This window comes from Polynucleobacter wuianus, from assembly GCF_001659725.1.
GTDB classification, from domain to species: Bacteria; Pseudomonadota; Gammaproteobacteria; order Burkholderiales; family Burkholderiaceae; genus Polynucleobacter; species Polynucleobacter wuianus.
On sequence record NZ_CP015922.1, the window covers coordinates 129,312 to 143,191 of the forward strand.

13 protein-coding genes are annotated in these 13,880 nt (G+C 44.2%); 2 read left to right on the top strand and 11 right to left on the bottom strand.

Going from position 1 to position 13,880, the window contains the following annotated elements:
* Window positions 1–67: 67 nt before the first annotated feature.
* The 8 genes from A8O14_RS00740 to A8O14_RS00780 all read right to left on the bottom strand — a co-directional run bounded on the left by A8O14_RS00740 (window position 68) and on the right by A8O14_RS00780 (window position 9,809).
* Entirely contained in the window at window positions 68–1,630 is a 1,563-nt protein-coding gene (locus tag A8O14_RS00740; protein ID WP_068947762.1) for a tetratricopeptide repeat protein, read from the bottom strand.
* A gap of 43 nt (window positions 1,631–1,673) precedes the next feature.
* Entirely contained in the window at window positions 1,674–2,528 is an 855-nt protein-coding gene (prmC, locus tag A8O14_RS00745) for a peptide chain release factor N(5)-glutamine methyltransferase (RefSeq protein ID WP_068947763.1), read from the bottom strand.
* A gap of 19 nt (window positions 2,529–2,547) precedes the next feature.
* The gene (prfA, locus tag A8O14_RS00750; protein WP_068947764.1) at window positions 2,548–3,627 is read right to left on the bottom strand and encodes a peptide chain release factor 1; all 1,080 of its coding nucleotides are present in this window, start codon (window positions 3,625–3,627) and stop codon (window positions 2,548–2,550) included.
* Entirely contained in the window at window positions 3,628–4,944 is a 1,317-nt protein-coding gene (hemA, locus tag A8O14_RS00755) for a glutamyl-tRNA reductase (RefSeq protein WP_068947765.1), read from the bottom strand.
* A gap of 286 nt (window positions 4,945–5,230) precedes the next feature.
* The gene (locus tag A8O14_RS00765) at window positions 5,231–6,007 is read right to left on the bottom strand and encodes a uracil-DNA glycosylase (protein WP_068949640.1); all 777 of its coding nucleotides are present in this window, start codon (window positions 6,005–6,007) and stop codon (window positions 5,231–5,233) included.
* Between the two features lie 4 nt (window positions 6,008–6,011).
* Window positions 6,012–7,799 carry a M61 family metallopeptidase gene (locus A8O14_RS00770; protein WP_068947766.1) on the bottom strand — a complete coding sequence of 596 codons (1,788 nt, stop codon included), beginning with the start codon at window positions 7,797–7,799 and terminating at the stop codon, window positions 6,012–6,014.
* Window positions 7,800–7,813: 14 nt separating this feature from the next.
* On the bottom strand, window positions 7,814–8,542 hold the full coding sequence (locus A8O14_RS00775; protein ID WP_068949642.1) for a DsbC family protein: 729 nt from the start codon (window positions 8,540–8,542) through the stop codon (window positions 7,814–7,816).
* Window positions 8,535–9,809: an FAD-dependent monooxygenase gene (locus A8O14_RS00780; RefSeq protein WP_082913058.1), complete on the bottom strand. Its 1,275-nt coding sequence runs from the start codon at window positions 9,807–9,809 to the stop codon at window positions 8,535–8,537. The genes A8O14_RS00775 and A8O14_RS00780 overlap by 8 nt, the downstream gene beginning before the upstream one ends.
* A gap of 40 nt (window positions 9,810–9,849) precedes the next feature.
* On the opposite strand from A8O14_RS00780, the gene ychF reads away from it, so the two are divergent.
* On the top strand, window positions 9,850–10,944 hold the full coding sequence (gene ychF / locus A8O14_RS00785) for a redox-regulated ATPase YchF (protein ID WP_068947767.1): 1,095 nt from the start codon (window positions 9,850–9,852) through the stop codon (window positions 10,942–10,944).
* Between the two features lie 70 nt (window positions 10,945–11,014).
* Here ychF and A8O14_RS00790 read toward each other — a convergent pair whose 3' ends face one another.
* Window positions 11,015–11,365 carry a hypothetical protein gene (locus tag A8O14_RS00790; protein ID WP_068949644.1) on the bottom strand — a complete coding sequence of 117 codons (351 nt, stop codon included), beginning with the start codon at window positions 11,363–11,365 and terminating at the stop codon, window positions 11,015–11,017.
* Between the two features lie 134 nt (window positions 11,366–11,499).
* On the opposite strand from A8O14_RS00790, the gene A8O14_RS00795 reads away from it, so the two are divergent.
* The gene (locus A8O14_RS00795; protein WP_216217831.1) at window positions 11,500–11,868 is read left to right on the top strand and encodes a hypothetical protein; all 369 of its coding nucleotides are present in this window, start codon (window positions 11,500–11,502) and stop codon (window positions 11,866–11,868) included.
* Window positions 11,869–12,037: 169 nt separating this feature from the next.
* On the opposite strand, the gene trpC is transcribed toward A8O14_RS00795, so the two are convergent.
* Together trpC and trpD are read right to left on the bottom strand one after the other, a co-directional pair.
* Window positions 12,038–12,841 carry an indole-3-glycerol phosphate synthase TrpC gene (trpC, locus tag A8O14_RS00800; protein WP_068947768.1) on the bottom strand — a complete coding sequence of 268 codons (804 nt, stop codon included), beginning with the start codon at window positions 12,839–12,841 and terminating at the stop codon, window positions 12,038–12,040.
* A gap of 10 nt (window positions 12,842–12,851) precedes the next feature.
* A complete protein-coding gene (trpD, locus tag A8O14_RS00805; RefSeq protein ID WP_068947769.1) occupies window positions 12,852–13,877 on the bottom strand; it encodes an anthranilate phosphoribosyltransferase in 1,026 nt (341 codons plus the stop codon).
* Window positions 13,878–13,880: the final 3 nt, after the last annotated feature.

The window sequence follows — 13,880 nt, forward strand, 5'->3', positions numbered from 1 at the left end:
AAATTGAAATGAAGCTGTAAAAAGCAATTGTCGTAATTTTAAAACTTTATGAAGCAAAGTGTTAGTGTCAGCAATTTTCTTTTAGCTCAGTTATGGTTGTTTGGATGCAAGATTCCCAGTCTCCTGGGGACGGTTGCCTAATTAGTCTCATCGTTGGATACCAGCGACTGGATTTATCTTCTAATTGCCAGCGCCACTCTGGATTCCAGGGCAGGAGAGCATAAGTAGGCTTACCTAGAGCCCCGGCTAAGTGGGCTATCGAGGTGTCAACGGACACTATTAAATCCATATTACTAAGGATGGCTGCTGTGTCCTCAAAGGATTGAATTTCTTGTTCGAGATTAATGATATCAAGGTGGTATTTTAGGAACTCCTCATCTATAGGACGAATATCTTTCTGAGTAACAAATAATTGCCCCATTTTTGTTAGGGGCTCAAGGTATTTTGGATCCATGGATCTAGCAGCATCATTCCTATGAGTTGGGCGACCCGAGAAGGCGATGCCAATGTTTAAGCGTCTCTTATCTAGTTTTAGCCGCTCGTGCCAGAAAGCAAGTTTTTCTGATGAACTGCTTAAATAGGGGGTGTAATTAGGAGTCGTTTCAATTAAAGCCCCTAAAAGGTATGGAAGAGACAATAAGGGAATTTGAAAATCAATCGAATCTTTAATTGGCTCACCTTGAGCTATTACACGACAGGTTTTTAATGTATTTTTTAGTAAACTTTTCAGAGGTGCCTGAACCTCAAAAATAATATCTGCACCTAGATTAATGAGATTATTGATATACCTACTAAATTGAATGGTGTCACCGAAGCCTTGTTCAGACCATACCAATATTTTTTTCCCTAAAAGATCATCTAAATTACGTAAAGGGTGAATTCCAATATGTCGATATGGTTCTGCATGCTCTATTTGCCAGCGTTGCTCATAATTGACCCAACCATTTTTAAAGTCCCCTAAAAGTAATTGTATGAGTGATAAATTCCAGGCTGCCTCACTGTCATTGGGATTAATTTTTAACGCCTGTTTATAAGACTTCAAAGCTTCTTCATAACGTCTCAGTTCATTCAGGGTAACGCCTTGATTCGACCAAGCCTTACAGGATTGTGGATCAAGTTCAAGAGCTTTCTTGTGGGCGGCTAAAGCTTCTTCATAACGTCTCAGTTCATTCAGGGTAACGCCTTGATTCGACCAGGCTTTAGAAGAATTCGGATCCAATGCAATTGCATTCTTGTGGGTCAATAGAGCCTCATCGTATTGCCTTAGCTCGTTTAACACTGCTCCTTTGTTGATTAACGCCTCTATAGAATAAGGGTTTAGTTGAAGTGCTTTATTGAGTAAATCAAGGGCTGTAATATAGTTTTTGAGATCTTTCTCAATCAAAGCCAAATTTAAATAAGCCTCGCTGTTGGCTGGGTCCAACGCAATTGCTTTTTTTGCTGAGGTTTTTGCTTCGAAATATTTTTTTAGTTTAAATTGAGCTGCTGATAAATTCGTTAGTGTAGAAATTCGATTGGGTAAAAATTTTAAAGACTCAAGAAAATGAAATTCAGCATTCTGAAAATCTTGATTTTCTAAATAGGCCATCCCCTTTAAAAAGTGATCTTTTGCTAATTCAAAATTATCCAAAATTGTGCGCCTTATTTCAGGATTCAATGAATGATATTTGATATCAGACTGACATAGCTGAAGTTACTCGAAAATGACCTGATAAGTCTTGATGGACTCGAATATTTTGGAGACCCGCGGACTTCATGAGCTCTCCAACCGCTTCTGACTGATCAAATCCATGCTCTACTGCAATCAGGCCCATTGGCTTTAGATGATTTAGTGCTCCTTTAATAATTACCTCAAGACAGGTAAATCCACTGGCATGATCGGTCAGCGCCGAAATCGGTTCAAAGCGTAGGTCACCTTGACTCAGATGGGGGTCTTGAATTGCAATATACGGTGGGTTGCTTAAGATGACATCAAACAAGGCCTTATCAGCTAAAGCTTCATACCAGCTCCCTTGCAAAAGCTGTATGCGAGAATTTAGACCTAAATGTTGTGCATTAGCTTGGGCAATTGCGAGAGCTTCGAAAGATTGGTCGGTTGCAGTCAGCAGTGCAGTCGGGGCTTCGTGAGCAACCGCCAATGCAATAGCACCAGAGCCAGTTCCGAGATCCAGCACATTTGGGGCGGTGACTTCCTTTTGAATTCGTTTAATTTCACGCAAACCAATTTCAACCAATAGCTCTGTTTCTGGGCGCGGAATTAATACCCCTGGTGCAACTTGCAACTCAATATTGTGAAAGCCTCGTTTGCCAATCAGATAGGCAATCGGATGGCCTTGAAGGCGTTTGGATACAAGGGATCTCCAGTTTTCTAGTGCTCCGTCATTAAGCTGCATATCATCACGGGATAGCAGGGCAGAGCGTGGCAGTTGATAGTGTTTATCGAGCACGTGAGCCATCAAGATCCGGGCTTCACTTGGAGGAAGTAAAGTGCTACCCAATAAAGAGCGCAGACTCAAATCTTTACTCATTAAATGTTTTGGTTATTGCTTAATTATCACCAAGCGCAGCCAGCAACTCAGCTTGATGTTCTGATGCAAGTGCATTACAAAGATCGTCAATGTCACCATCCATCATGGCATCGATTTTATAGAGCGTGAGATTAATGCGGTGATCAGTGATGCGGCCTTGTGGGAAGTTATAAGTGCGAATGCGATCGCTGCGATCACCTGACCCAATCAGCGACTTTCTAGTTTGTGCTTCGAGTTGATGCTTCTCGCGTTCGCGCGCATCCATGATTCGTGAAACTAAAACTTTCATTGCCTGCTCGCGATTGCGATGTTGACTGCGATCGTCCTGGCATTCCACCACGGTACCTGTTGGTAGATGCGTAATACGAACGGCAGAGTCCGTTTTATTAATGTGCTGACCGCCAGCACCAGAAGCGCGGAAGGTATCGATACGTAATTCAGCGGGATTAATTTTGACTGCTTCCAGTTCGTCCGCTTCCGGCATTACTGCAACTGTGCAAGCGGAGGTATGAATGCGACCCTGAGTTTCGGTTTGCGGAACTCGTTGAACACGGTGGCCTCCAGATTCAAATTTCAGACGCGAGTAAACAGATTGACCTACCAAGCGCAGAACAACCTCCTTATAACCCCCCAAATCTGATTCAGCGGCGCTGACCACTTCAACTTTCCAGCCTTGGCGCTCCGCAAAGCGGGTATACATCCTCAGAAGATCGCCAGCAAAGAGGGCGCTTTCATCTCCGCCAGTACCTGCGCGAATCTCCAAGAACACATTGCGTTCATCGTTCTCATCTTTCGGTAGCAATAACTTTTGAAGTGCGCCCTCAAGCTCTTCCATTGTTGCTAACGCTTGCTTCTGCTCTTCATCCGCAAAGTCCTTCATTTCAGGGTCTTTGCGCATCTCTTCTGCAGCTTGAGCATCTGCTTCAGCTTGCTTATACAGGCCGAATTGCTCAACGACAGTGGCAATATCAGAATGCTCGCGCGTGAGCTTCCGATAGGCATCCATGTCTTTGGTTGCCTCTTCAGATGTTAAAAGGGAATTGAGTTCGGCTAAGCGCGTGTCTAGATGATCTAGCTTAGCCCGCATGCTGGGCTTCATCTAATGGTCTTCTGGTTTTGAATGTGAAGCGAAAAGTTTTGGTAATAGCTTGATCAAGGCGTCACGCTCAGCACCATTTGAATGTTGCAGCGCATGGAGTGATCCATGCAAAAACTTATTAGTTAAACCTTGTGCCATGGCATTGAGCACTTCTTGTGGATCATCACCACGCATTAAGCGCTTCATGGCACGTTCTAGTTCAAGCTGTCTTAAGTGCTCACCTTGTTGCTGAATGTCCTGAATTAAAGGCACCGCATTACGACCTTGCATCCAATGCATAAAGTTGCCAACGCGATCTTCAATAATGGCTTCTGCTTGGCTTACGGCTGCTTGACGCAAATTTGTACCCGTTTGAATCATGACTCCTAGGTCATCAACGGTATAGAGATATACGTCATCCAATCTAGAAATTTCTGGCTCAAAGTCGCGTGGTACCGCTAGATCAATCATCACCATAGGCTTATGGCGACGTTGTTTTAGGGCGCTCTCCACCATGCCTAAACCAATGATGGGTAATGAAGATGCAGTGCTGGAAATAACAATATCAAACTCGTGCAGGCGACCTGGAAGTTCAGATAACTTAAATGACTCCGCTTGGATATCTTGCGAAGCAATTGAGTTGGCCAATTCTTGCCCACGCTCAATCGTACGATTTGCGATGGCTACGTTTTTGGGTTTGCGAGCAACAAAATGTGTTGCACACAAGGTGATCATTTCACCTGCGCCAATAAATAGAATTTTCTGATCAGAAATTTTTTCAAAAATGCGCTCAGAGAGTCGCACAGATGCAGCAGCCATTGAAATTGAGTGTGCGCCAATCTCTGTAGAGCCGCGAACTTCTTTTGCAACGGCAAATGTTTTTTGAAACAATTGATTGAGATAAGTTCCCAAAACACCAGCATCATTTGCGGTCCGAACTGCATCTTTCATCTGGCCCAAAATTTGGGTTTCACCAATTACCATTGAATCTAGGCCGCAAGCCACTCTGAAAGCATGGCGAACGGCATCTGATTGCGGGAGAGAGTAAATATGGGGCTCAAGGCTACTTGGGGCGAGCTGTTGGGTTTTTGCTAACCAGTCAAAAGTCGCTTCATGAAGAATCCCAGCAGCGTTTGCATCATTTGCGGCGCAGTAGACTTCTGTTCGGTTACAAGTTGACAAGATGGTGGCTTCAGGCAGGCCAGATTGATTCGCCCCCAACAAATGCTGGCGGAGATCATGCAACGCTTCTTGAAGAAATTCAGGATCAAAGGCGACCTTTTCCCGAATGGCGACCGGCGCTGTGTGATGATTGATGCCGAGTGTCAACAACTTCATAATGGTGATTATAGATTTGATGGCTCAATTAATGGGGGTAAGAATGGGGTTTTTGGCTTTTCTGCTGATTGGGGGCGTATCCGGGGCCTGTACCTGGATTTTTTACCCTAAGCGATCTCATGATTCAAATACCCGCGGATTTTTTATAGCGACAGCTCTAGGTTTCATCGCTGCAGCCGGGAGCTCCTTTTTGGGTCAATACACTGGGGTTTTTCAATCCGGCCAAATGCTAGAGTGGGCTAGTTCCATTTTGGCGTCTTGCGCCTTAGGATGGGTTTATACCGCTTTAGCTAAATAGGTTGGCTTGCGACCCTTTGCTTGAGGTCTTCTCAGAAGTGTTGATCCATTGAATCGGTTTAAGACCATGCCCTATCAACCAGTTATTTGCTTGAGTGAAGTGTTTGCAACTTCCAGTACCGCCTGGTTCTAAAAAAGGCTTAGCAGTTTTATAGACACCCAGACCTGACGGATGTGACGATTGCAAAATCAATGGATCTTTGCCAGTTTCGATGAGTGGTAATTTGGACTGTGCATGTCCGCCCCAAAGCATCCAAATTAAAGAGGGTTTCTTCATTGCTAGCGCAAAAATTAAACGATCAATCAAATTTTTCCAGCCTAAATTCGTATGACTACCAGCTTCACCCAATTTAACGCTCAGAGCGGTGTTGAGTAGTAGCACTCCTTGTTTGGCCCAGTGATGTAAGTCGCCGCTTGGAAGAGCACCAAAACCCTCAAGAGCTAGAGCTTTGCTGATATTGCGAAGTGAGCTTGGAAACTCGCGAGAGTTTGTTGGAATATTTGCTGGAATGGAAAATGCAAGACCTTGTGCCAGTCCGGGTGAGTGATAAGGATCTTGTCCAAGTATGACTACTTTTACTGAGTCAACCGGCGTTAAAGCGAGTGCTTTAAAAAAATTTTGTGGTTCAGGTCGAACACTCGTAAAGTCGTTATCGAGGACCGCTTGAATATTGCACTCTAATTCAATCCAAGCAGAAGACTCAAAGTAATCACCTAAAAGCTCGCGCCAATCCTTTGGGATATCGTCTTTTGAAAAAGAAGGCATCAAATTATTTGGAGTTGGTTATTGCTGGAATGAGTTCGTATTGTGCGGGCAATTGAGAGGGCGCTAAAGTTAAAAAGCGTTCATGCTCAAGATCATCGCGATAGAACGATAAGTTAAGCCCCTGATTCTCTGAAAGGCTACTGAGTACCTTGTCTAGGCGGGCGCTAGTAATGCGTTGACCATTGATGCTGGCTAATAAGTCTCCAGGAGCCAAGCCTGCAGATTGCGCAGCTCCACCGTCTAAAACATGCGTTACCTTAAGCCAGCCATTTGAATCTGTATGGCGCATTCCAAGTTGCAACTTGATTCTCTCTAGATTCGTCTGCGTTTTTGTTTTTACTGAGATGAGTTTTGAGGTAATCCACTTTTGTAGTGGGATATCTTCAGTGCCAAAAATATAGCGAGACTTGATCTCATTCCAAGAATTAATAAATCCCTGGCCCAGCAACTCAAAAATTAATTCATCCAAGCCATTCTCAGAAATACCATCAAGCGTGGCACCATGTTTTTGCCAAATCAAGCGCATGAGGTCGTCTAAAGACTTTTTATCCCTAGAGAATGCGCGTATCTGCAAATCTAAGCCTAGGGCTAGCAGCGCGCCTTTACCGTAGTAACTCACAACGATATTAGGTGTGTTTTCATCGGCTTGGTAATACTTTGTCCAGGCATCAAACGAGCTATCTGCCAAACTTTGTTTGAATCTTCCCGGCCCACGTAAGACCCCATTCCAATTGTCGGCTACGAGTTTTAAATAAGTATTGAGATCAATTCTTTTGCTGCGGAATAATTGCAGATCATCGTAGTAACTTGTAAAGCCCTCAAACAACCAAAGTAGGCTTGTGTAATTTCGGTTGCCAAGAGCATAAGGCTGAAAAGCTTTTGGTTGGATGCGCTTGACTAACCAGGCGTGGAAATACTCATGACTGCATAAGCCTAAAAATTCCCGATAGCTTGCTTCGTCTAAAGGATTATTTTTTTGCGGGATTTGATCTCGACGACAAAGAAGTGCAGTGCTGTTGCGGTGTTCAAGACCGCCATAACCATTCAGAACGCCATTTACTAAAAACAAATAATTAGTAAATGGCGACCTTTTTGTTTTGGGCTCAAAAAGATTGATGGTGGAGGAGCAAATTGCCTGTAAGTCGCTAGCTAGACGTGCAGCGTCAATTGGATGTATGCAGCCCTGAATGGCCATGCTGTGAGAGGTATTATTTGATTTCCACTGCACCATCTGGAACTCACCCATAGCTACTGGATGGTCAATTAAGTCATCGTAATTTTGGGCAAGATAAAACCCAAAACCGCGCCCATCAGTTTTTGCTGCCCTCAAACCAGTCTGTACAGTCCAATGCTCAGCATATGCTCCGTCTGGAGAGGTTATAGCTAAAGAGCAGGGGATATTTTCTTGTCCCTTTACCGCAAGGCAAAGACTCGTCGGATTGAAAAATGCACGCTCCGTGTCTAAATAGGCTGCGCGAACAGAGTTATCGAAGGCGTAAACCGTTGTTAGGATATTTACAGAACCATTTACTCTGGGTAGAAGCCACTGATCATTATCAATGCGCTCTAAGACAAGTTTTTTCTTTGTCCCATGAGCGGTGAATGCTTCAATTGTTTCAATATGTTTTGAGAAGTCACGAATCAAATAGCTACCAGGTATCCAAGCAGGCATCTGCACAATCTGCCCATCAGGATTGGGATTGGCAATATGCAGTTTTACTTGAAAACGATGACCATGAAGGTCTGCAGGCCATACGGTGTACTGGATTTCTGGCAGATCAGTTTTATTCATATTTCTTCAACTATTTATTTCAGAGAAGCAAATTTCTTTTCAATATCGGTAACTTGGACTGCGCCAGGAAAGCGGCTGCCATCAGTAAAAAATAGTGTTGGAGTACCAGTAATCCCATAGGTCTTTGCAAAAGTCAGATTTTTATCTAATGGGTTGCTGCAATCAGATTTGCCGCTAGGAGCAACTCCATTGACCATCCAGTCTATATAAGTCTTGTTAGGATCTGCAGAGCACCAAATTTGCTTTGCTTTTTGTATGGAGTCAGCCGAGAGAATGGGAATCAGATAGGTATAGATTGTGACATTGTCTAACTGCTGCAGTGATTTCTCGAGACGCTTGCAGTAGCCACAATTTGGATCAGAAAAAATAGCTAATTGACGAGTGCCATTGCCGCGCACAGTCTTAAACGCATTAGCTGAATTGAGGTCTGTCCATTTAATTCGATTTAAATCAGCCTGTCTTTGTTCTGTAATGTTTTTACCAGATGTAAGTTCAATGATCTCACCCTGAATTAAATACTTCGCGCTAGCGTCGGTATAAAAAATATCATTGCCTACTAGTACCTCATATAGTCCTGACACAGGAGCGGGTGTGACACTTCGCACTTTTGCATTAGTGCCCAGCTTTTTCTGGATCTCAGTTTTGATTTGCTGATCTGCTTGCGCTTGAGTGGATCCAGAAAATATGAGGCTAGCGCAAACAAGTGCAAGTGTAGATAAAGTAACGGATAAAAGTTTAGTCAAAATCAATTTCCCCTAACGCTCTTTCGATGAGGCGCTGTTTAATGAAGTGACTTTTGTTCACCAACCCAAGTCCCCAATTACGTAACTGCTTTTCTGTGCCACTGGTACCAGAAAATAATTTCTTTAGCTTGTCGGTAACCCATAAGAGCGCACTAGTATCGCCTTGTCGTTGGCGTTCATAGCGGCGTAGTAAGGTTAGATCGCTTAATGAGCGGAATGCTTCACGCTTGCTATAAATATTGAGCAATACGGCGACATCTCGCAAACCCAAGTTCAGCCCTTGCCCTGCCAAGGGGTGCATCACATGAGCTGCGTCACCTATCAGTACTACTTTGGGGTCAGATTCTGGGCCAATAAAACGCGCCGCCCTCATTTTTCTTAATGGAAATGCGGCAGGATTGGAGTTTAGAGTGAGATCACCTAGTTGTTTTGTAATCGCGCCATTGGCAACTGATGCGAAACGATCTAACCATTGGGATTGATTGAGTTGCAATAATTCTGCGGCATGTTCTGGTGATGTCGACCATACCATCGACACTTGCTTATTTGGTAGGGGCAACATGGCAACAATGTCACCGCCTGGTAGAAACCACTGGAAAGCAGTCTCAAGATGAGGGTAAGTACAAGTCCAGTTTGCTACCACAGCACTTTGCGCATAACTTTCTTCACTGGCTGCAATGCCAATTTCTGAGCGAATGGGAGAATTTGCACCATCAGCTGCAATCACGAGTTGTGCGCGAATGATGCCGCCATTTTTTAAATGTAGCGAACCCCCCTCTTCATCAACCTCAATTTTTTCTACAACATCTGCTATGCGCTCTAACTTATTCTGAAAGCGTGATGCCTGGTCAAGGGTGTGCTCAATCAAATTGGCTTCACCAATCCATGCCAATTGAGGTGTGCCTGCCTCAAATGCAGACAGATGAAGTTGATCATTCTTTTCGCCGCGATCACCATAGATACGCATATCGCGTACGGCTTGTAAACGAGTGTGATCTAGCGCATCCCAAATTTGGAGATGGGCTAGCAATTTTTGGGTGCTTGGTGAAAAAGCGTAAATTCTTTGACCCCATTGATCACCATGCGGGCTTGGGACCGCTTGGCCTAAATCAGGGGCGATTTCTAAGGTTTGTAGCCCGAGTTGAGCCATACCCAGGGCGCAAGCCTTGCCAGCAATGCCTCCGCCCACTACAACTACATCAACAGAGCGAATTTGTGAGGAATTAGTAGGTTTTTTGGCTAAATGATTTTGGTGAACTTCTGACATAACTTGATGATATCGAAACTAGCCCCTTTACAATAAGGCCATGTCTTTGAAATGTGGCATCGTCGGCCTGCCTAACGTCGGCAAATCTACCCTCTTTAATGCGCTTACCAAAGCTGGAATCGCAGCGGAAAATTACCCTTTCTGCACGATTGAGCCCAATGTAGGCGTGGTTGAGGTTCCTGACCCCCGTCTAGCGGCTTTGGCTGAGATCGTGAAGCCTGAGCGCATCCTGCCTGCTGCAGTCGAGTTTGTGGATATCGCAGGCCTTGTGGCTGGCGCCTCAAAAGGGGAGGGCCTCGGAAATCAATTCTTAGCCAATATTCGGGAAACAGACGCTATCACCCATGTGGTGCGCTGTTTTGAGGATCCCAATGTGATCCACGTTGCAGGCAAGATCGATCCAATTGCTGATATTGGTGTAATTGACACTGAGTTGGCCTTATCTGACTTAGCGACTGTTGAGAAAACCCTCAATCGATCCAGTAAGGCCGCAAAGTCCGGCAACGATAAAGAGGCTGCAGCCTTGGTTGCAGTGCTTACAAAAGTTCAGGCGCATTTGGATTCTGCCCTACCTGTTCGTAGCTTAGATTTAAGCGAGGACGAACAACTGTTAATTAAGCCGCTGTGCTTAATTACTGCCAAGCCTGCGATGTATGTAGCGAACGTTAAGGAAGATGGCTTTGAAAACAATCCTCATCTTGAGGCTGTTAAGCAGCATGCTGCCCAAGAAAAGGCCCCTGTAGTTGCTGTGTGCGCAGCGATCGAAGCTGAAATTGCTGATTTAGACGATGCTGATAAATCCGAGTTCTTGGCTGACTTAGGAATGGACGAGCCAGGCTTGGACCGTGTTATCCGTGCCGGCTATGCTTTGCTGGGCTTACATACTTACTTCACAGCAGGCGTTAAGGAAGTACGTGCGTGGACAATCCATCAAGGTGATACTGCTCCACAAGCTGCCGGTGTGATTCATACGGATTTTGAGCGCGGTTTTATTCGTGCGCAAACCATCTCCTATGACGACTTTATCCAATTTAAGGGCGAGTCAGGTGCGAAAGAGGCCGGCAAGATGCGCGCTGAGGGTAAAGAATATGTTGTAAAGGATGGGGATGTCTTGAACTTCTTGTTCAACGTTTAATTCACTTGAGATCTAAACAAAAAAGCCCTGATTTCAGGACTTTTTAATGGTGATGTCAGTCACAAAATGCCTATGCTGATCGAACAGCCTTCTCTAAGCATCTTGAGATCTCTTCGTAGCGCTTGATTGCTGCTTTGGTAGGCAACACTTCTTTTTTGCGACCATCTTCATTGGCTACCATCTTGATATAGCCCATAGCACTCAGATTTTTCAGGCGACTATGCAAAGTGGCTTGTGAACCTAGATCAGCCATGGAAATGAGGTCTCCCACTAATATCGGCTGTTTAGCGTGCGCGGAAGTAACAATTTTGTCCAAAAGACTTTCTTCAATAGCATCAAGCTTTTTGCCAGGGTTGATACGATCAAGAGCATCGATCAGGTTTAAGAAACGAAGATAGGGTGATTGCTTGGTATTGGACATTGTTTGAGTAAAGACAAATAAAGGTATTGGCTGTTGAGCTAGCCCAATTTTACGCCTTGCTTCACGATTACTCAATTGAGATGAGTTAATAAAATTGGTCTATGCCTATGGTAGTGTCAAATTTCCCCTCACTTATGCGCACAGCCCTTCTTGGTTTTGTAATCAGCGCGATTTCCTATACCGCTCTGTTTTATATCAATTCCTGGCTCACTTCTGAGTTGATATTTGGCGCAGGCGTCAATTGGATTTATTTGCCAGCTGGCTTACGCTTGTTTATAACTTTGATCTTTGGATTACCTGGCACTTTTGGAATTACATTCGCTTCGTTTCTCATTAGCTACTCTGGTGCTCTCACTAACGATTTAACAATTTGTATCGGCTTTGGTCTAGTCTTGGGTTTTGCGCCATGTCTTGCTAAAGTTTTTGTTTTCAGCAATATTCTGCTTGAGTCAGATTTAAGCAATCTAAGCCTCCAGAAACTGTTGATTTGTATTTTGATATAAGCGCTTCTGGGTACGGGTTTGTATCAGCTTTGGTATGCGTCACAAGGTCTTGAGAACACGGGAAACTTTAATCGCTTTTTAGTGATACTAATTGGCGATGTATTGGGATTGTCGCTACTGATTTATTTGATTAAGAGTAGCTTAGATAGTTTAAAGCAGTTGAACTAACTTAAGAAAACAGCTCACTGAGCGAGGCACCAGGATCTGCAGAGCGCATAAATGCTTCACCTACTAAGAATGCATTGACGTGATTGTTACGCATCAACTCAACATCGGCACGACTTAAAATGCCAGATTCGGTTACGAGGATTTTATTTCTTGGAGCCGATGATAGTAAAGACAATGTTGTTTGCAATGTGACCTCAAATGTTTTGAGGTTGCGATTATTGATACCCAGTAGTGGAGTTTTTAATTCAAGAGCTTGATCCAGTTCGTCGCCGTTATGTACTTCTACCAAAACATCAAGACCTAACTCATGAGCGCAGGCTTCTAGCTCTTTCATCTGATTTAGCTCAAGGCAGGCCACGATGAGCAAAATGGCATCAGCACCAATAGCACGTGCTTCATAAATTTGATAAGGATCAACTATAAAGTCTTTACGTAAAACGGGAATGTTGCAAGCAGCTCGCGCTTCTTCAAGATAAGCATTGCAACCCTGAAAGTAATCAACGTCAGTTAGGACCGATAAACAGGCAGCGCCATGCTTTTCATAAGACTGGGCAATTTCTGATGGAATGAAAATCTCACGTAGTATTCCCTTGCTTGGGCTGGCTTTCTTAATTTCGGTAATAACGCCTGCTTTACCAGATGCAATCTTTTGTTCGATTGCGCGAATAAAGCCTCTAGGCTTTAATATCGCGTCTTGATTATTCGTCTGTGCTTTCTCACGTTGATTTGCGAGCGAAAGTTGTTTTAAATTGTGCGCAATCTCAATCTTTTTCGTTGCAATAATTTTTTCGAGAATATCGCTCATGAATAGTAATTTATTTAGATTGTGTTGCAGTAACGAAGGCATCTAATTTTTGGCGCGCAGCACCAGATGCAATGGCTGCCTTGGCTTTACTAATACCGCTCGAAATATCAGGTGCAACACCAGCTACATAGAGTGTGGCACCAGCATTTAAACAAACAATATCGCTTGTAGCCCCAGGTTTGTTGTCAATGACGTCAAGAACAATACGCTTGGATTCTTCAGCATTAGCAACTTTGAAGCTATTGGTTGGCGCTGTATTTAAACCAAAGTCTTTTGGATGAATTTCATATTCACGAACGGCGCCATCTTTGAGTTCGCCGACAAGAGTAGGGCCCTCGAGAGAAATTTCATCAAGGCCATCGCGTCCATAAACTACCAGTGCATGTTCCATACCTAACGCTTGTAATACGCGAACTTGGATGCCGACCAAGTCTGGATGAAATACGCCCATCAAAATACGTTTGGCATCAGCTGGATTGGTTAACGGTCCCAAGATATTGAAAATCGTACGCACACCCAGTTGTTTGCGAATAGGTACAACATTTTTCATTGCGGGGTGATGATTAGGGGCAAACATAAAGCCGGCACCTACTTTAGAGATGCATTGAGCAACTTGGTCGGCAGATAGTGCCAGGTTGACACCTAGTGCTTCGAGTACATCAGCGCTGCCTGACTTACTACTAACACTACGATTTCCATGCTTAGCAATTTTTGCCCCAGCTGCAGCAGCCACAAACATTGCAGCAGTGGATATGTTAAAAGTGTGAGCGCCATCGCCACCAGTACCTACTACATCCACTAAGTGAGAGCGATCTTCTACATGAACCGAGGTAGCAAATTCGCGCATTACCTGTGCAGCAGCAGCAATCTCGCCAACGGTTTCCTTTTTAGTTCGTAGTGCAACTAACAAGCCAGCAACAAGCTCCGGTGACATTTCGCCACTCATGATCAGACGCATCATTGCTGTCATTTCATCGTGAAAGAGTTCGCGATGTTCTATGCAGCGTTGTAGGGCTTCTTGTGGAGTAATTGACATGAG